13 protein-coding genes are annotated in these 20,067 nt (G+C 52.1%); 11 read left to right on the plus strand and 2 right to left on the minus strand.

From position 1 onward, the window contains the following. The first annotated feature begins 173 nt into the window (after positions 1–173). On the plus strand, positions 174–3,638 hold the full coding sequence (gene baiCD, locus B5F07_RS04545) for a bile acid Fe-S flavoenzyme BaiCD (protein ID WP_087160098.1): 3,465 nt from the start codon (positions 174–176) through the stop codon (positions 3,636–3,638). A gap of 10 nt (positions 3,639–3,648) precedes the next feature. On the opposite strand, the gene B5F07_RS04550 is transcribed toward baiCD, so the two are convergent. Together B5F07_RS04550 and B5F07_RS04555 are read right to left on the minus strand one after the other, a co-directional pair. Beyond that, positions 3,649–4,914 (minus strand): helix-turn-helix domain-containing protein, encoded by a 1,266-nt coding sequence (locus B5F07_RS04550; RefSeq protein WP_087160099.1) that lies wholly within the window; start codon positions 4,912–4,914, stop codon positions 3,649–3,651. Positions 4,915–4,944: 30 nt separating this feature from the next. Then, positions 4,945–5,790 (minus strand): DUF368 domain-containing protein, encoded by an 846-nt coding sequence (locus B5F07_RS04555; protein WP_087160100.1) that lies wholly within the window; start codon positions 5,788–5,790, stop codon positions 4,945–4,947. Positions 5,791–6,012: 222 nt separating this feature from the next. Between B5F07_RS04555 and B5F07_RS04560 the strand changes: the two genes are divergently transcribed. The 10 genes from B5F07_RS04560 (at position 6,013) to B5F07_RS04610 (ending at position 20,044) form a co-directional block, all read left to right on the plus strand. Then, positions 6,013–7,410, plus strand: coding sequence for an MFS transporter (locus B5F07_RS04560; RefSeq protein WP_087160101.1), 1,398 nt, complete (start codon positions 6,013–6,015; stop codon positions 7,408–7,410). 336 nt (positions 7,411–7,746) lie between these two features. Beyond that, on the plus strand, positions 7,747–8,649 hold the full coding sequence (locus tag B5F07_RS04570) for an alpha/beta hydrolase (protein ID WP_162613053.1): 903 nt from the start codon (positions 7,747–7,749) through the stop codon (positions 8,647–8,649). 42 nt (positions 8,650–8,691) lie between these two features. Further along, positions 8,692–11,445, plus strand: a complete 2,754-nt coding sequence (locus tag B5F07_RS04575; RefSeq protein WP_087160104.1) for an alpha-L-rhamnosidase — start codon at positions 8,692–8,694, stop codon at positions 11,443–11,445. A gap of 33 nt (positions 11,446–11,478) precedes the next feature. After that, the gene (locus B5F07_RS04580; RefSeq protein ID WP_087160105.1) at positions 11,479–14,304 is read left to right on the plus strand and encodes an alpha-L-rhamnosidase; all 2,826 of its coding nucleotides are present in this window, start codon (positions 11,479–11,481) and stop codon (positions 14,302–14,304) included. An 83-nt stretch (positions 14,305–14,387) separates the two neighbouring features. Continuing rightward, positions 14,388–15,257: an alpha/beta hydrolase gene (locus tag B5F07_RS04585; protein WP_087160106.1), complete on the plus strand. Its 870-nt coding sequence runs from the start codon at positions 14,388–14,390 to the stop codon at positions 15,255–15,257. Positions 15,258–15,796: 539 nt separating this feature from the next. After that, positions 15,797–16,963, plus strand: coding sequence for an MFS transporter (locus tag B5F07_RS04590; protein ID WP_087160107.1), 1,167 nt, complete (start codon positions 15,797–15,799; stop codon positions 16,961–16,963). Between the two features lie 99 nt (positions 16,964–17,062). Next, positions 17,063–17,608 (plus strand): hypothetical protein, encoded by a 546-nt coding sequence (locus B5F07_RS04595; protein ID WP_087160108.1) that lies wholly within the window; start codon positions 17,063–17,065, stop codon positions 17,606–17,608. A gap of 58 nt (positions 17,609–17,666) precedes the next feature. Next, positions 17,667–18,233, plus strand: coding sequence for a 2-C-methyl-D-erythritol 2,4-cyclodiphosphate synthase (gene ispF / locus B5F07_RS04600; protein ID WP_087160109.1), 567 nt, complete (start codon positions 17,667–17,669; stop codon positions 18,231–18,233). Beyond that, the gene (locus B5F07_RS04605) at positions 18,230–19,387 is read left to right on the plus strand and encodes a GNAT family N-acetyltransferase (RefSeq protein WP_087160110.1); all 1,158 of its coding nucleotides are present in this window, start codon (positions 18,230–18,232) and stop codon (positions 19,385–19,387) included. Before ispF ends, B5F07_RS04605 begins: the two co-directional genes overlap by 4 nt. A 33-nt stretch (positions 19,388–19,420) precedes the next feature. After that, positions 19,421–20,044 carry a hypothetical protein gene (locus B5F07_RS04610; RefSeq protein WP_087160111.1) on the plus strand — a complete coding sequence of 208 codons (624 nt, stop codon included), beginning with the start codon at positions 19,421–19,423 and terminating at the stop codon, positions 20,042–20,044. The last annotated feature ends 23 nt before the right edge of the window (positions 20,045–20,067 follow it).

Raw genomic sequence — 20,067 nt, forward strand, 5'->3', positions numbered from 1 at the left:
AGGGAAATGTGGACTGAAGACAAAAATATCTATCAGAATTTCACAAAAACAGGCGGTCAAAATTGTGTATTATTTGTTTTTGACTGTCCATCGGATGTATTATGTATAGTAATGACAAGGGCAGTTTTAACGGTTTTCAAAAACTGCTGCAAGAAGAAAAGGAGGCAGGTTACATGTTTAAAAAACTATTCAGTCCGGTCAGGATCAGAGGGATGGAACTGAAAAACCGTGTGATTCTTCCGGCAATGGGAACGAAATTTTCAGGACGGGACAGTTATGTGACAAAAAAGCTGGTCAGTTATCATCTGGCAAGAGTAAAGGGCGGATGCGGCCTGAACATTGTCGAGGTATGTTCGGTACACACGCCCAGTGCGCCGAGAGGATTTCTTTCCATCAGTGAGGACAAATATATCCCCGGTTTAAAATCTCTGACGGATGCCATCCATGAAGCAGGAGGAAAAGCCGGTCTTCAGCTCTGGCAGGGAAGTCTTGCGGTAGGAATGGACCAGACGGCACAGATTCTCGTGGCATCGGACATGCCGATGGGGCCGGGGCTGACGCTGCCGGGTATGACAAAGGAGCAGATAAAAGAGGTGACGGAATGTTTCGGGAAAGCGGCGGAGCGCGCCGTGAAGGCAGGCTTTGACTGTGTGGAATTTCACTGCGCCCACAATTATCTTCCGCATTCCTTCCTGTCCGGAGGCATCAACCACAGGACGGACGAGTACGGAGGAAGTTTTGAAAACCGCAGCAGATTCCCGCTGGAGTGCATCCGCGCAATCCGCGGGAATATGCCGGACGATATGCCGCTGTTTATGAGGATCGACGCCCACGACGACTATCTGGAAGGAGGACTTACAATCGAGGAAGTAATCCGCTTCTGCACAATGGCAAAAGAAGCAGGGGTGGATGTGCTCGATATTTCCAGGGGGAATATCCTGACAGCCGGACTGAAGTATGAAGTGCCGCCGGTTGATATTCCGAGAGCGTTCAACATTGAGAATGCAGCGCGTATCCGGAAAGAGACAGGCATGCTTACCGTCGGGGTCGGGCGTATTAATACGCCGGAACTGGCAGAGAAAATCCTGGAGGAAGACAAGGTGGATCTGGTTGTGATCGGAAGGGCGCAGCTTGCGGACCCGGATTTCTGTGTGAAAGCGCAGAACGGGGACACAGAGGATATTGATTACTGCGTGGGATGCAACCAGGGATGCTATGACGGATTTGAAAATGTGGACTCGCCATGTATCACCTGTCTGCGGAATCCGGCACTTGGCAGGGAAGAAGAATGTGTTCTTACCCCGGCGGCAAAACCGGAGACGGTTCTCGTCGCAGGCGGCGGCATCGGAGGCCTGGAAGCGGCGATTATCCTGAAAAAAAGGGGACATAACCCGATTCTGTGCGAAGCTTCCGCTGTCCTGGGCGGCCAGTTCCTGACAGCAGGGGAGGCCCCGAGAAAAGCGGAGATGAAGCAGGCGGTTCAGAAGATGGCTGATAAGGCAAAGCGTTTGGGCGTTGACATCCGGATGAATACCGAAGTTACTCCGGACCTGATCCGTGAAATTCATCCCCATACCGTAATCAGCGCTATTGGAGCGGTGCCTGTGATTCCGTCTGTCCCGGGAATAGATAAGGCGTTTGTCGTGAATTCCCACGATGTGCTGGACGGAAGGGTTCCGGTAAGCGGAACGGCGGTTGTAATCGGCGGCGGAATGGTAGGAATGGAGACAGCGGAATATCTCGCGGAAAAAGGCGTAAAGGTAACAGTTCTTGAGATGATGAAAGACTTCTGCGCCGATATGGGGAGCACACGGAAGATCTGTGTGACAGAGAGTATCTATGGAGCGGGCATCCGGCCGGAGACAGAAGTGAAGGTTACAGAGATCGCCGACGGAAAAGTGATCGGAGATAAGGACGGAAACAGGGTGGAGTATCCCTGCGATTATGCTGTTGTGGCGGTCGGGGCAGTGAAACGCGACAGTTCCGCCCTGAGAGAGATCTGTTATGATCTGGGGATCGGTTATTATGAGATCGGCGACGCGGCGATGGCGAGAAGAGCGATAAACGCCACAAGGGAAGCCTTTGACGCGGCTTTGAATTTTGACAGGGAAGAGGAGCACAATTACGCGAAGAAGCCGAAGAAGGTCGTATTTCTGACCGGAGCGACCGGAATTATGGGACAGGAGACGATGAAACAGCTTCTTTCCAGGAACAACCGGTTCCAGGTCAGGATTCTGGCAAGACCGTCGGAAAAGAACCGGACGCTTCTTAAAAAGTATATGTGCCCGTCCCTGGAAATTATCTGGGGGGATATGGCGGACTATGAGACTATCAAAAAAGGCGTGGACGGAGCGGACTATGTTCTTCATATCGGGGCCATGGTATCTCCCGCCGCGGATAAATACCCGGAGAAAACTCTGTACACAAATATAGGATCTACGCTGAATATTATCAAAGCCATCAAAGAACAGCCGGACCCGGATAAAGTACATTTCGCCTATGTGGGAACCGTAGCCATGACGGGAAGCAGACTGGAACCGGTTCAGTTCGGACGGGTGGGAGATCCGATGAATCCGTCCATTCATGATTATTACGCAGTGTCGAAAGTATTTTCCGAGGCGGCAGTGTTTGACAGCGGTTTAAAATACTGGGTGTCTATCCGCCAGACCGGACAGCATCCGAGTGCGGAAGGGGCAGGCGAGGAGCCGATCATTTTCCACCAGCCGGCAAATAACGTGCTGGAGTGGAGCACATCTGTCGATTCCGGTATCTGTATGGCAAATCTGTGCGAGGACTGGGTTGATGAGAGCTTCTGGAGAAAGGCATACAATTTAAGCTCGGGCAGAGATTACCGTATGGCGACCTGGGAACTGGCAGGACTTTCCCTGGAGCCTATGGGAATCCGGTATGAGGACATCTATGATCCTCATGATGTGGCACGGTTTAACTTCCATGGCCAGTACTACACAGATTCTGACAAACTGGAAGAGCAGCTTCATTTCCGTCAGATTCCGGCAGATATTTACTGGGGATCTGTAAAACAGGAGATGGAACGGATGATGGCGAATCCGCTGATTGCGTCTATGATGCCTGACGCCGCGGCGATGCGGGCCCACAATAAAGAGATCGCGGCAAAACCAATGGGACCGGACTGGATGGAAGAAAATAATGAAACAGACTGGATACAGGCGTTCTTCGGCTCCCTGGAAGCAAAGAAAAACGCGAAGCCTTTCGAACTGCACCATCCGGCGGAAGAGCCGGCCGTATGTCTTGACCACGGGTACGATGAGGAAAAGGGAATAGAGAATCTTGATCCTGAGGATCTCAGGAAGGCGGCAGAGTTCCGCGGCGGAGAATATCTCGAGGAAACGGTGAAAGATATTTATACGCCGGCAAGATGGCGCTGCGCATCGGGACATGAATTTATGATGTCGGTGAATGCTGTACTGCAGGGAGGTCACTGGTGTCCGGAATGTATGAAGAATTCCTGGGCTTATCCGAAGATTGCGCGGGAGAATCCGTTCTACGCCCAGGTCTGGAACTCGCAGCACAGCCCGGACGAGACGTATGAGATTCCGATGCGTTACAGTGCATTTGAGATTGCAGAGGAGTTAAAGAAAAAACTGGAACTTGAATAGAAAAAGGCAGTCAGGACTCCGCTTTCCGGAGTCCTTCTTTCTGAGCTTCTCTTCTGTACTGAAGCGGCGTGACGCCGTATTTATGTTTAAATGCAGTCTGGAAATGGCTCTGGCTTGAAAAACACAGGCAGCTGCTGATGGAACTGACCGGGCGGTCCGTATAGCGGAGCAGCTGTCTGGCCTCTTCCATCTTGCAGCGCGTGATAAAGTCTCCGATGGAGAACCCCAGTTCATTTTTAAAGTAAGAGGAAAGGTAGCTGCGGCTGAAGCCCATGTATCTGGCCACATCGGAAACGGTGATATGGCTTGCCGTATTCTTCTGGATATAGCGGACCGCCTTCATAATGATGCTGTCGGATGTGACCGGAGTCTGGACTTCCTGAACCCGCCGGGCAAACGTGTATACGATTTTCCCCATCAGTTCGTTGAGCGCATCCGGGTCGGAGATCTGCTCGGCGGTCTGAATAAAGGTATCCGAGAGCTGGAATGCCGTATCGGAATCAAGCCCCCCTTCGATGGCGGCGCGGGTGGACAGAGTCGTTGTAATGATGATGTTGTTCTTAAGCTGGCGCAGGGAAGTGGGACCGGTAATTCCGGCATGCAGACCGGATTCATTGATCATGATATCCTGAAAGCTGTCCGGTCTCCCGGTACGCACCAGTTCCATGAGCACCGTTTCCAGTTCGTGTGAGTTATTGTGCTCTTCGGCAGATTTCTGCTCATAAAGTTTCTCCGTACTCTGCGCTGTCACTGCGACATCGTCGCTTAAGACGGCAGGCAGCACATCTTTGACGGAACGTTTTTCCTGGTTGACACAGTAATTGATAAATACAAGCTTCTGCAGAAAAGAGTTCAGGGAAAACTGGGGAACCATCCGGAAAAAAGACCGGAGGGACGACTGCGCTTCCTGGCGTACGCCGTAATCGTCAAACAGGCGGTGCAGTTCAGATTCCGAATAGGGGGTCAGGTTCACGGGACCGAAGATAAGATAATAACAGCCGCAGAAGTCTGCTCCGGACAGACTGCGGCTGTTATCCTGCGCAGAAAGAGCAGCGCGGACACAGCCGAAATATACGCCGTAAGCGGTGGAAAGATAAGAGATGTGCTCCGGGCTGTCCAGAAGGCGGCCGGTATATTTTTCCGGGATCGGGAAAGATTCCATCCAGTCCGGACAGGCGGACAGAAGACATCCGTCCGCGTCCAGGAGGCAGCAGGGCACTCCGGAGTCCGGGTACAGCATTTCCAGAAAATCTATAATGTCTGAAACTTTATCCATAGAACAGAATCCCTCCCGCTATTATTTATATTATTCTACCTTTACTTTGCTGTTGAATCTGTCCAGTGCAAGCGCCGCGGCGATGCCGGCAATGATGCACAGGGCGTTGACGACAGCGGTACCGGGGCTTAGGAATCCGGATACCGGGATAATCATAACGGTCGCTGCGATTACGATGCCGATAATGCCGTGAAAGGCAATCGAATAAAAATGGTCGAAAAGAGCGTTTACTGCTTTGGCAAGGCAGATGACCGTAACCAGTGCGCCGATTCCCGCAGGAATGAGAATGGCAAGGTCAAAGTGTCCGATGCCGTCCACGAATGGAGTATACAGTCCGAGCGGCATCAGAAGCGTGGAGAAACTCATCCCGGGCGCGATCAGGGACAGGGCAAGACAGAAACCGCAGAACAGGTACCAGAAAAAGTTCGGCACAACTTCTACGGAAGTCATATCAAGCCCGATCAGCAGGGCGAAGATCACACAGGCACAGACTGCCAGGGAAATCCAGGAGCCTCTGCTTCTTCCCTGTTCTCCTGCCTCACGGAACAGAGACGGGAGCATCCCTGTGATCAGACCGATAAACACACATACAGACGGATCAGGGTATTTTTCCAGGAAAAACGCAAGAATATTGGCTACTCCGAGGAATCCAACTGCTGCCCCGGCAATGTAGGGGATCAGCATGGGAACGTGCGACCTGAAATTTTTAAAGGGGTTGGAAAGCAGCTCCATGACCGGTTTGTACACGCCGAAGATCACGCTGAGCACACCTCCTGATATGCCGGGCAGTACGGCGCCGAGACCGATCAGCGCCCCCTGAAGGAGGTGGAGTGCGATGATAAGAGGATTCTTGTTTTTGCGCTGTTTTTGATTCATTAATTTTAATGTTCCTTTCTTGATCTGTTTATTTATCACATCTTTATATTTATATCATTTATTCTCCGGTTTGTGAAGTAAAAAAGAGACAAAAGACAGAACAGAAATATAATTAAAAGACAGAACAAATATATAATATAAAAGACGAATATGAAATACAAAATATGAGGTTTGAAATAGAATAAGCTCATAAAACAAAAGGACAAAGAAAGGATGAGAAAAATGGCAAAGAAACCACTTGGGAAAGACAAAGACGGAATCCAGAAGGTTATGCGCGCAGGCGATTATTTCGGCGACGCCCTTGGGCAGTTTTCCCTAAACGCGATCTCCGGACTGGTCGGACAGCTTACCTATTTCTATACGGATAAGGTCGGGCTGGCAGCGGGCGCCGTGGGAACGGCATTCCTGATTGTAAAAATTCTGGATGCGTTTACCGATCTGATTATGGGAAATATTGTAGACCACACTCCGGCAGGAAAGGAACGCTACCGTCCGTGGCTGCTCAGGATGGCGGTCCCGGCGGCGGTCATGATCGTTCTGCTCTTTACGGTTCCCACGAGCATCAGTTCGACGGCACAGCTGGTATACATGTTTGTTACGAACTTTCTGCTGACTGCAGTGATCTATACGGCAATCTGCATTCCCTACGGTTCCCTGATGGTTGTCCGTACGGCAAGCCAGCAGGAGAGGGGATATATGGGAACCTGGAGAGCGGGAGCCGGATATGTGGCAGGTATGATTATCGCAGTGGCGATCATTCCGATTACCAATATGCTCGGCGGCGACCAGATGGCATGGATCAAATTCAGCGTGGTACTGGCGGTGCTTACCCTGATTTTCCTGCTGATCTGCTACAAGACCGGCAGAGAGACCAATCCCGCCGAAGAAGCGGGAACTGTACCGCCGGATGCGGAGGAAGCGATCCCCTTCTTCAAGGCGATCGTCAATCTCTTCCACAACAGATACTGGGTGATCGTTCTGGTGCTCGGACTGGCTGCAAACATTACATACGGTCTTGCGAACTCAGCCGGAACCTATTATGCGAAATGGATCTATGGAAACGATAATCTGGTAGGCATCCAGGGAGCGGTCGGTCTGATTCCGACAGTCCTCGGATTTGCTCTTGTGGGACCGCTGACAAAATTCCTCGGTGTGACGAAGACGCTGCGGGTGTCTTTCTTTATAGGAATGGCTGCGAATGTTCTGCGTCTTATTAATCCGTACGATTTTGTATACAATACCGTACTCGGATGTTTCAGTTCCTTTGCGAATATTCCGATGATGTGCCTGCTCGGCGTTCTGACGGCTATGGCGATCGACTACAATGAATATAAGTTCAGCAACCGGATGCTGGCGACATCCCAGAGTGCTTCCGGTTTCGGAAGCAAGGTCGGAAGCGGCCTGGGTACGTCCATGGTTGCGTGGTGCCTGGCGATCGCAGCGTACAATCCGGACGCGGCGACGGCTTCACCGGCGACCGTGCAGGCGATCTTTACTTTTAATATCTATGTACCGCTTGCCCTGTTTGCGCTGATGTTCGTGCTCTCTATCCTGTTTGACCTGGAGAAGAGACTCCCGGCTATCCATGAGGAGATCGCAAAAAGGAAAAGCGCGAGATAAAGAATCAGGACCATAATACGAATGACAGGGAATGTCCTGTGCCTGGGCGGAGAGGACTCCATTCCGGCACGAGACGTTTTTATAAGCAGGAACAGCGGAAAATTCCCGTATCCTGCGGAAGAAAAGCCGGAGGAATGTATGACGGAACATCAGGAGCAGACAGAAGAGCAGGAACTGCTGCTCTTTGCGCCGGATTGCGGACGGTGTCCAGGAGAACAGCCGGATCAGCGCCCCTCCGGGAAAATATGAAGCAGTTCTGAGGTTCCGGGACACAGAAGAACTTAAAATCCGGAGCTGGACGATGTTTTCCGGCAGATGACAGGGAAGGAGGATAAAATGAGTGAGATCCACACGATGATATTTGATATGATAATGAAAGGGAGAAGCGTATACGATCCGGATAACCGGCCTGATTACACGGCGAGAAGAAAGCAGGAGGAGGAAATGTCCGCCCAAAGCCCTCTTCCGGAAGGCACAGAATTCAGCGTCGGGGAGCTTGGAAACGTGCCTGTGGAATATATCTCATGCGGCAAAAACCGTACGGACCGGATTGTTTTCTACATTCATGGCGGCGGATTTGTGAGCGGAAGTTCCAGACAGAGCAGGAACATTACCGGATATGTGGCTGCGGAGCTTGGATTTAACGTAATATCCGCAGACTACCGGCTGGCGCCCGAACATCCGTTCCCGGCGGGGGCAGAAGACTGTTTTGCCGTCTACCGTGCTCTTCTGGAGGAGTATCCTGCGGAGAAGATAGCTTTTATGGGAGGAAGCGCCGGGGGAAATCTGGTTCTTTCTGCCGCCCTGATGGCGAAAGACAGGGGGCTTCCCCTTCCGGCGTGTATTGTAACGGCATCCCCTACTCTGCAGTATACAAAGGACCTTGAAAGTTATAAGAAAAATGCCGGGACAGACTGTATGATTACAAATCTGGCGCAAGAAGTAAAGGCAGAATACTTTCAGAGCAGTGAGAGCAATGTATTGGAGAATCCCTACGGCGCTCCGCTGTCCGGTGATTTTCACGGATTCCCGCCAGTACTGGTTAATGTTTCCGGGTCTGAGGTGCTGTATGACGATGCGGTTCTTCTTGACCGCAGACTTAAGGAACAGGGCGTCAGGACAGTATTTCTTCCCCGCAGCGGCATGATGCACGGATACATCTTCCTTCCGGTACTGCCGGAAGCGCAGGAAGACCTGAAAGCAGTACAGAGTTTTATCAGTGAGTGTTTTGGAGAATAAAAAAACAAAAAACAGTTTGTAAGAAAGGACAGGATTGCGAAAATGAAACTTTATGATCTCAGAACAGAATACAGAAAGAATCCTATTGGCCTGGATGTGGCTGTACCGAGATTTTCCTGGAAAATTGAATCAGAGGAAAAGAATACCGTTCAGGAGAAATACCGGATTGAGGTGACGGCGGGAGACAAAAAGGTATGGGATACACAGGAAGTAAAGAGCGCGGACTCCGTGCTGATTCCCTACGGCGGCGAAGCCCTGACGGATGAGACGGATTATCTTGTAAAGGTGAATGTGTGGGATAATCACGGAAAATCGGACTGTGCGGAGATGTCCTTCGCAACAGGAATCTTTGACCCGGCTTCCTTCCAGGCGCAGATGATCACACATGATTTCCCGGCGGATGAGACGGCATGCCCGGTGTTCGGAAAAGAATTTTCTGTCAGGAAACCTCTGCAAAAGGCTGTGGTCTATGCCACGGCGCTGGGGGTATATGAGATGACGCTGAACGGGAAACGTGTGGGGGAGGACCATATGACGCCGGGGTGGACAAGCTACCATAAACGCCTTTTGTACCAGGTGTACAACATTACAGGGCAGCTGAATTCGGGCAACGGAGAAGAGGGGGATAACCGGATTGAGATCACGGTGGGAAACGGATGGTATAAAGGTATGTTCGGTTTCGATCTAAGACCGGACCGCTATGGGGACCGGACCGCTGCGTTCGCCGAGCTCCATCTCACTTACAAAGACGGAAGCACGGATGTAATTGCCACCGATGACACATGGTATGTGCGCACCGGAGAGATCCGCAGCAGCGAGATCTACATGGGTGAGACGATCGATACGACATACGTTCCCGGCGAGGCTTCCGGAAAAGTCCGGATCATGGAATTTGACCGCACAATCCTTCACGCGCAGGAAAACGAGCCTGTGCGGATTACGCAGCGTATCCCTGCCCAGAAGATATTCGTTACCCCGAAGGGAGAGAAAGTGGTGGACTTCGGTCAGAATCTTGCCGGGGCGGCGGAGATCCGGATCCATGGGACGAAAGGACAGAAAATAACAGTCCGGCATGCGGAAACCCTGGATAAAGACGGCAATTTCTATACAGAAAACCTGCGTCAGGCGCGGTCTGAGGATACCTATATCTGCAACGGAGAGGAACAGGTGTTTTTCCCGCATTTTACCTTCCACGGGTTCCGGTATATCTGTGTGGAGGGAATCGAAGAAAAGCATATGCGTCCGGAGATGTTTACCGCCTGTGTGATGCACTCTGATATGGAGGAAACCGGAAGCTTCCATACCTCGAACCGGAAGATCAACCAGCTGCAGAGCAATATTTCCTGGGGAATGCGCGGAAATTTCCTCGATATTCCTACCGACTGCCCGCAGCGGGACGAGCGTCTGGGATGGACCGGGGACGCCCAGGTGTTCTCCTGGACCGCCTCATATCTGCGGAACACGGCGCTGTTTTTCAGCAAATGGATGAGAGATGTATCTGCGGATTCTTCCCTGGAGAAGGGCGTCCCCCATGTGGTTCCTGATATTCTCGGGCAATACAGTTCTTCGGCGTGGAGCGACGCGGCGGTAATCGTTCCCTGGGTTGTATACCAGACATACGGAGATACACGGATTCTGGAAGAAAACTGGAAATGTATGCATGAATGGGTGGATTATATTACAGACCACCGTGAGAGCAACGGACTGTGGATGAGCGGCTTCCAGTACGGAGACTGGCTAGCGCTCGACAAGGAGGAAAGCGCGGACCGCACCGGGGCGACAGACAAATATCTGATCGCCAATGCTTATTACCTTTACGTGACGGACCTTGTAAAGCAGACAGCAGAGGTACTGGGAAAGAAAGAGGAAGCTGAGAAATACGGAGAACTCTACGGAAAGACACTGGAAGCATTCCGCAGGGAGTACTATACGCCCATGGGCCGGATCGTCAGCGAGACACAGACAGGCTGCGTGCTTTCCCTGTACTTTAACCTGGCGAGGCCGGAGGACCGGGAGCGGATCCTTCAGACACTGGTTGTCAACATTGAAAACCATAAAAACCATCTGGCGACCGGATTTGTCGGTACGCCGTACCTCTGCCATGTTCTCTCGGAAAACGGCGCGCACGGCATGGCGTCCACGCTGCTGATGCGTGAGGATTACCCGTCCTGGCTCTATGCAGTGAACATGGGGGCGACCACCATATGGGAACGCTGGAATTCCATCAAACCGGACGGAACCTTTGACGAGTCCGGAATGAATTCCCTGAACCATTATTCCTACGGCTCCATCGGGGACTGGATGTACCGGAAGGCGGCAGGAATCAGCCAGCTGGAGCCCGGATACAAAAAGATACTGATCCGTCCGATGCTCGTGAAAGGTCTGGAGGAAGTCCACGCGAAACTTCAGTGTCCATACGGACAGATCGCATCCGGATATGTCTGCCGGGACGGAAAATTGAAAATTCACGCCGAGATTCCGGCGAATACAACGGCGGTGATTGTCCTTCCGGAGAAAGAAGAGCAGATTGAAGCCGGTTCCGGTGTGTACGAATATGAGTATGACACCGCCACCAGTCTGAAACGGGATCGTTTTACCATGGAGAGCACCTTCGGGGAGATTCTGTCACAGCCGCTTGCAGTACAGATGTTTGAGCAGATGGTTCCGGGGATGATGGACAATCCCATGATTAAGATGGCCTATGAGATGACCGTATCGGAACTTGCCGGTATGGTGCCGGAGGCAAAACCGCTGTATGAAGCTGTGATCCGGGCGCTGAACGAGCAGGAAGGATGATGTTCCGGCAGAAAAACCAAGGAGGAAAGCAGTATGATACATATAACAGATTTAAAATGTGAACATATGGTACATCCGATGGCGGTGGAGACACAGTCTCCGCGCTTTTCCTGGAAACTGGAGAGCGGTGAAAGGAATGTATACCAGGAGTCGTACCGCATCTGCGTGGAAAAACGGTCCGGCAGGGAGGTCTGGGACAGCGGAAGGGTAAAATCCGCTGCCCAGTCAGAGATCGAATATGCAGGAGAGGCACTTGAATCCGCCTGCGGCTACCGGTTCCGTGTGACTGTGTGGACAGAATCCGGGATGGAGGCAGAGAGTGCAGACGCAGAGTTTGAAACCGGATTTTTCCATGCCGCAGACTGGAAGGCGGTCTGGATCGAGCCGGATCCGCTGCCGCAGCTTCCGGTCAATCCGCTGACCGGAGCGCAGAAGAAGTGGGGGGAGTTTGTACAGGCGATGATGAGAGGAGAGCAGGTGGATATGCTTTCGGATGAGGCAAATCTCCGGTCAAACGGACTGGAACCCTATGATCCTCCCGTGCGGATGCGAAGGCTGTTCCCGGTAAAGGACGGTGTGAAACGTGCGCGGCTTTACATTACCGCGCATGGGATCTATGATGTCAGGATTAACGGGAAGGCAGTGACAGATACACTGCTGAACCCGGGATTTACCACATATGACAAACGAATCCGTTATCAGGCATATCCGGCGGAAACGCTGCTAAAAGAAGGAGAAAACGCAATCGCCGTCACAGTTGCAGACGGCTGGTACAAGGGAAAGATCGCGCTTGGCAGAGGGTGTGAATACGGAGAGACGCCGGGGCTTCTCGCACAGCTCGAAATAGAGTATGCAGACGGGACAGAAGAAACCGTCTGCACCGACGGGGAATGGAAATATTCCTTTGACGGTCCGGTGCGCATGGCAGACCTGTTTCTCGGAGAGACGGTGGACGCCAGGAGGGATATGCAGGATCCTTCGGACATAGATTATCCTGCCGCGCAGGAAGATGCCGCATTCTGGAAGCCGGTCCGCACAAAGGGCGGAATCGGAGAAAGGTATGTGAAACAGGGAGAGAAAGATTCTGGCAGCGCACCCTATGCGTTTCCAATTCCGGAGGGACAGAATTTCCCGCCTGCAAAAGTCCTGGAAGAGTTTCCGGCAAAAAAAGTCTGGACCGCGCCGAACGGTGACATTCTTGCGGACTTCGGACAGAACCTGGCAGGCGTAATCCGCGCCGTCATCCGTGGAGAAGCAGGGGAAACCGTCACCTTTGAGCATGGAGAAGTCCTGGACCCGGACGGGAACTTTACCTATGCGTTTGAAGGGGATGAGACACGCGCCCAGAGAGATACCTATATCTGCGCAGGCAGCGGGGAAGAGGTGTTTTCTCCCCGTTTTACTTATCACGGATTCCGCTATGTGCGGATGAAAGGCGGAAGTGACTGGAAAGCGGAACGCCTTACTGCCCTTGCCATCGGAACCGACAATAAAGTGACCGGCTCCTTCTCATGTTCGGACGGAGAATTAAATCAGCTGCAGCACAATATTTTCCAGAGCCAGCGTTCCAATAACATTACGATTCCTACAGACTGTCCTACAAGAGAAAAAGCAGGATGGACGGGAGACGTGGTTGTATATGGAGCCACAGCGATGTATAATCAGGATATGACCGCTTTCTATGAAGACTGGCTTAAGAGTATCCGCGCAGAACAGAACGGGAACGGACATGTGCTCAATACGGTACCTCTGATTAAAAATTATGTACAGCAGACTGCGGCAGGTTCCCTCGGGTGGGGAGATGTGATCCTGACGCTTCCCATGCAGCTCTATCGTCTTATGGGGGATAAAAAGGTATTAACAGACAACTATGAAGCGATGGGGAAGTGGATGGATGCGATGCGCCTTGCCGCCGCAGAACTCCCGGTAAATTCGCCGTTCGGGGGAATGACCCGGGAGGAGTTTGATTCTCTTTCAGAGAGGAGGAAAGAGAACCAGAAGTATGTGATCAATACAGGATTCCATTTCGGCGACTGGCTTGTGCCGAGTGTGCGGGATGCGAACGGATTCTCCGATGGCCCGGCGTCCTCATTCCTGACTATGAATTGCGTAGATACGGCACTCCTTGCGGCGGATGCAGATATGTACGCGGATGTTTCCGAACTGCTGGGGCATAAGGATACGGCAGAGGAATACCGGACGTATGCGGGCCGTGTAAGACAGGCATTTTACGAGGAGTTTGTCTGCGAAGGAAAGCTTACGCAGGAGATGCAGGGAAATTATATTCTTGCACTTAAGTACAATATGATTCCGGAGGAGGAGCGCCCGGCGTTTGCAGCAAGGCTGGACCAGATGATCCATGAGAACAATGACCGCCTGGACACAGGGTTTATGTCGGTGGCGCATATTCTGGATGTACTCTGTGACAGCGGATGCCGGGACACTGCCTGGAAGGTCCTCTGGCAGAAGCGCTGCCCGTCCTGGCTCTATGAGGTGGAGCACGGCGCCACTACCATGTGGGAGAACTGGGACGCCATCCGGGAGGACGGCGCTGTGTGCGGATGCTCCTTCAACCACTATGCTTTCGGCTGTGTGGGTGATTTTCTGTACCGGAGAATACTCGGTATTCAGAATGAAGGAACCGGCTATGACAGAATCCGCATTGCCCCGCTTTATGACTGTGGTCTGAAATTTGCAGAAGGGAGCCTGGATACGCCCTGCGGCATAGTCCATGTCCGCTGGGAGAAATGCGGGGAAAAGGTATCCTTACAGGGCGAAATCCCCGCAAACGCCGATGCGGTGGTTGTTCTGCCGGACGGAAACGAAAGAAGAGCCGGGAACGGAAGATTCGCGTTCTGATCAGAAAAACCCGGTCCGTTTTGCAGCGGTATCCGGGTCTGCGCCGGGATGCCCTGAAAAGCAGGAAGAACAGGAGGATAACTATGTCATTACAATCCGTATTATTTCGAACAATTTGTACATTTGCTGATGCGGCAAGAGATAAAGGATTAAGAACTCCGCCGGATATTCGGCGCATTGACAATATTCCCTATGGTCCGGAAGGAGCGTGGAATACACTTGATATATACAGACCAAAGTCCGTGCCGGGAAAACTGCCGGTTCTTGTCAGCGTACACGGCGGCGGATATGTTTATGGGAGCACAAAGCAGTATCAGTTTTACTGCATGAACCTGGCGCAGAAGGGATTTGCGGTGGTAAGCTTCAATTACCGTCTTGCTCCGGAGTATAAATTTCCCGCGCCGCTGGAGGATCTGAATCAGGTGATGTGGTGGATTGCGGATAAGGCAGGAATCTATGGGCTTGATACGGAGAGAGCCGCTCTGGTGGGAGATTCTGCCGGCGCCCAGATCGCAAGCCAGTATGCGGCCGTTTGCACGAATCCCGAGTATGCTGAGGTGATGGGAATTTTCCCGCCGTCTGTCAAAATCTGCGCGCTTGGACTCAACTGCGGAATGTACGATCTGAAGGCGCAGGCGCTGCACGAAGAAATGAACGGTCTGAAGAAGTCAGATTATTTCGGTACAGATCCGCAGCAGTTCGGGGAAAAACTGAATGTGCTGGATGCTGTTACGCCGGTTTATCCGCCGGCATACCTTCTGAGTTCGGGCGGTGATTTCCTGAGGGATAAGTGTGAGCCTATGGCTGAGTTTCTGAGGAAGAAAGGGATTCCCTGTGAGTATAAGATCTACGGGGATGAAAACACAGGACATGTATTCCATCTGAATATTCGGTCGGAACTGGCTGAAAGGGCAAATGATGATGAGATCAGATTTATAAAAAAATATCTGTAATTTTTCTGCAAAAAGAAGGGGATATACGGGCATTTTCCGGAGACAGATACACCGGGAAAGCCTGTATATCCCAAACGCTGCGGATTCGGCGCCGAGCGGTTATGCGCTGCTGAATGTCTGCTGCGATTTTCAATAGAAGCGTTCGTTGTATTCTCTTTTTCCGTTTTACGGCACGTATAACACGCTGCCGTCCCCTTCCCATACTATAATATACTCTTGAAAATCGGCATAGATACGATTTAGACAGAATAAAGAAGATCAGAAAAAATATGACAGGAATGTATGGACAAAAAGTGCTTCAAACCTTAAAATGTCTCTTGTACATAAAATTCAGTCCCCAGAAAAGCCCGCAAGTAAAAAGTCAGGCCGGATTTTAAAGAACTTTGAAATTATTACCTGACATGCTGAAGGTGTATTTCTTGCGGGTGCACCGCTTCTGACAGTGGTCTGTAAAAGCGCTCAGAGACATCCTGCGGACACAATCTGGATGCCGGTAAGCGCCAATGAAATATATTGTAGCAGGAGGAAAGATATTAAACATGGTTCATTTATTGTTAACGATTATCTATGTCGCATTTATCAGCCTCGGGCTGCCGGATGCCATGCTCGGGTCAGCCTGGCCGACGATGTACGGGGAGTTCGGCGTGCCGGTATCTTTTGCCGGAATTATCTCCATGATTATTTCCATGGGAACGGTCGTATCCAGCCTGCAGAGCGACCGCCTGACAAAGAAACTGGGAGCAGGCATGGTTACTGCCATCAGTGTTGCGATGACTGCGGCTGCCCTGTTCGGGTTTTCGGTCAGCGGCTCTTTCGGTGCCCTGTGCCTGTGGGCGGTTCCGTACGGCCTTGGAGCGGGAAGCGTGGATGCTGCGCTGAATAACTACGTGGCGCTTCATTATTCCAGCCGGGATATGAGCTGGCTTCACTGCATGTGGGGCGTGGGGACGATCGTGGGGCCTAATGTCATGGGCTATGCGCTGACCAACGGGATGACATGGAACCGGGGGTATTTTATTATTTCTGTAATTCAGATTGTTTTAAGCGCGGGACTCTTTTTAAGCCTTCCGGTCTGGAGAAAGCAGGAAGCGGCGAAAGAAGCGGAAACAGGTGTGCCGAAAGAGAGAAGAGCACTTTCTCTGAGAGAAATTTTTGCGATTCCCGGAGCGAAGGCAACCATGACCGCCTTTTTCTGTTATACAACGGTAGAACAGACGTCCATGCTCTGGGGGAGCAGTTATATGGTGCTGCATAATGGCATTACAGCGCAGGAGGCGGCAGCCTATGCCAGCCTTTTCTGCATCGGCATCACCGGAGGAAGGTTTGTCAGCGGTTTTCTCACCATGCGTTTCAATGACAAACAGATGATACGGGGAGGACAGGCTCTGATTACTCTGGGAATCCTGCTTCTCGTTCTGCCTTTCGGCAATATTGCCGCAGTCGCCGGACTGGTGATCATCGGCTGCGGGTGCGCCCCGGTTTATCCCTGCATCATCCATTCGACACCGGCTATTTTCGGGGCGGATAAGTCCCAGGCGGTAATCGGGGTACAGATGGCAAGCGCCTATGTGGGCTCCTGTTTTATGCCGCCCCTGTTCGGGCTGATTGCCAATCATATCTCGGTATCTCTGTTTCCGGTATACCTGATTATTTTTAACATCCTGATGATCGCGATGTATGCAAAAGTGGCGGGGAAAATACGTTGAAATCCCTGACAGCTTTGCTGACGGGAGCTTTTTTGCGGTGGAACTGCCGCGGATTCTATGTTAAAATGGGGGACAGAGAAGGTTACGGAGGATAAAAGCATGAACAGTAAATACGCATACATTTTCCGGATTGTACTGGCCGCATATCTGGCTTTTCTCGGCGGCAGGCTCCTGTATGTGATGATAGAGCAGAGACCGGCCAACATGGGGGCAATGTCTTTTATTGCCGTGGTCTATATGATCCTTGGCGTGGCTTATGCCATCTATTCCGGCAGAAAGCTGTGGAAGATTCTGAAGAATGAAAAAGCCGTACGGGATCTGGACAAGACACAGGAACTGCCTGTAATCGATGACATGGCTGTACATGCCGCATCGCAGGCGCAGAACACGGCAGCACAGCAGCCGGCAGCGCCGGAACGCGGTGTGGCGCCTGCCGCGGTGACAGATCTGGGGGCAGATACGCCGGATACCGGGGAACAGACCGGGACTTCCGGCGCACGGGAGAATGCGGAACAGACCGGGACTTCCGGCACACGGGAGAATGCGGAAGAGACCGGGGCTTCCGGTGCGCGGGATAATAAAGAGCAGTCAGGGCAAACCGCACAGGCGGAATCCACGGATGAAAAATCCGCAGAGGATAATTAGTCCGTCCGCGTTTTATATTTATTCTGCGGTTTAGAAGAAAAAGAGAGGAGAGATGCAAATGCGTGTCGGTATGGGATATGACGTTCACAAACTGACAGATAACCGGAAACTGATCCTGGGAGGCGTGGAGATTCCTTATGAGAAGGGGCTTCTGGGACATTCGGATGCAGATGTGCTGCTGCACGCCATCATGGACGCACTCCTTGGCGCAGCGGCGCTGGGAGATATCGGAAAGCATTTTCCGGATACGGATCCGGCATATAAGGGGATTTCCAGTATCAGGCTTCTGGAGCATGTGGGAGCACTTCTGGATGAGAAGGGATATATCGTTGAAAATATCGATGCCACCATTATCGCCCAGCGTCCGAAGATGCGCCCCTATATAGACCGGATGCGGGAGAATATTGCGGAGACGCTTCACATCGGGACAGATCAGGTGAATGTAAAGGCGACTACAGAGGAGGGACTTGGATTTACCGGATCCGGGGAAGGGATCTCCTCCCAGGCGGTGTGCCTGCTTGAGAAGTTCACCAACTATGCAAGTGTGGATGTGACAGATTCCGGCACAATGCCGGGCTGCGGCGGGTGCTGTGCCTCCATGGCGTCCGGGGAGGAAGAGTCATGAAGCTGCGCCTGCTGAATACAGAGGAACATGGGAAGACAAGAGAACTGTGGGAAAAGGTTTTCCCGGAAGATACGAAAGCATTCCTGGACTACTACTATTTTATCAAGACACGCAGCAACCAGATCTATGTGATCGAGGAAGATGAGAAGATTGTCTCCATGCTGCAGCTCAATCCCTACCAGATCCGGATTGAGGGGCAGACGTTTCCGGGCAATTATATTATAGCGGTTGCGACAGAGAAGGAATACCGCAGCAGAGGATATATGCGGGCGCTTCTCATCCGGTCGCTGAATGACATGTTCGGACAGAAGATTCCCTTCACTTTTCTCATGCCTGCGGCGGAGGCGATTTATACGCCCTATGATTTCCGGTTCATCTACGATCAGGTGAAGGGAAACCTGCAAAGAGAGGGTGGGGGTGCTGCCGCACCCTGCGATGCGTCTTACCAGACGGCAGATGCGGGGCTGTGGGATGCAGAGGCGATGGCACAGTTTTTCCACGATGGCTTTGAGGACAGATGGCAGGTGTATGCGGTGCGGGATGCCGGGTATTACCAGACCATGATTATGGAGCAGCAAAGTGAGAGAGGCGGCGTGCGTCTGCTGAAGAAGGATGGCAGGATCGTTGGCATGGCCGCATATGCCAGGGAAGAGGCGACAGAGATCCGGGAACCCCTCTGCCTGGACGGCTGCGGGGAGGCGATGCGGTCGGCTCTCAAAGACCTTGCGCAGGACGGTCAGGAGTCCATTCCTGTCTACGGGGACAGCCTCTGTGATTCCGAATCTGCCGGCAGGAGGGAGACAAAGCCGGTCATTATGGCAAGGATTGTCTGTCTGCGCACATTTCTGGAAGCGCTTAAAGTGCCGGAGGGTACGGAAATGAGCTGTTCGTTTGCGGTAATTGATCCGGTTATTCCACGGAACAGCCGGGGGTGGAAGCTGGAGAGCGGCAAAGAGGAAGAAGCGGTCCATGTGCGTGAGACCGAGGATTCCGAGGGGGTTCTCCCGGTCGCTGAACTGACAGAGCTGCTGTTCGGAAGAGTCCGCCCCGGAGAATTAAAAGGAAGGGAAGGCGTGATCCTTTCCGGGAGACTGGAGGCGGAGCTGGGAAAGATCCGGAAGCTGACAAAGGTATTTTTAAACGAAGTTGTGTGATGTAAAGAAACAGCTGTGAGGAGGAAAAGGTTTATGAAAGGTACTGTCAGAAAAACTGCGGCAGTTATTTTCACTGCTTTTATGACGCTTGCCATGCTGTGTGGCTGCGCCCGGGATTTTGATGCGGAGGGATATGTGAAAGCCTGTCTGGACGCTCTCTACATGAGGGAGTACGATGCCTATGCGGACATGGTCGGCATCAGTGCGGACGAGGCAAAATCGGATCTGGAAGGGGATTTTCAGTCCACGGTCGATGAGGCTTTCCTCGGGGATACCGTGACTTCCGAGGAAGACAAACAGGCATATTCCGACGCTATTGTCAATGTATATAAACTGGCAAAATACGAGGTGACCGGAAGCGTGGAGAAGGACGGCAACTATGTGGTAACTGTGGAAGTACAGCCCTGCATGATCTTCGCCAATCTGGAAGAAGAGATGACTGCCAGGGCAGAGCAGGCGGTTGCCGACGGGACATACGACGAGACAAAATACATTGCCTCTCTGAACGGGTATCTCAATGACGCCGTCTCATCCTGCGAATATGGAGACACCCAGGAGGTTCAGGTCAATGTCACACGGGATGAGGACAATGTTTACACCATCTCCGAGGCGGATCTGACCTATATCGAGGGCGCCCTTTTCCCGGGAGCTGTCTGAGCTTTCCGCCTCCGGGGCCGGGA

It is taken from the genome of Lachnoclostridium sp. An169, assembly GCF_002160525.1.
Classification (GTDB): Bacteria; Bacillota; Clostridia; order Lachnospirales; family Lachnospiraceae; genus Mediterraneibacter; species Mediterraneibacter cottocaccae.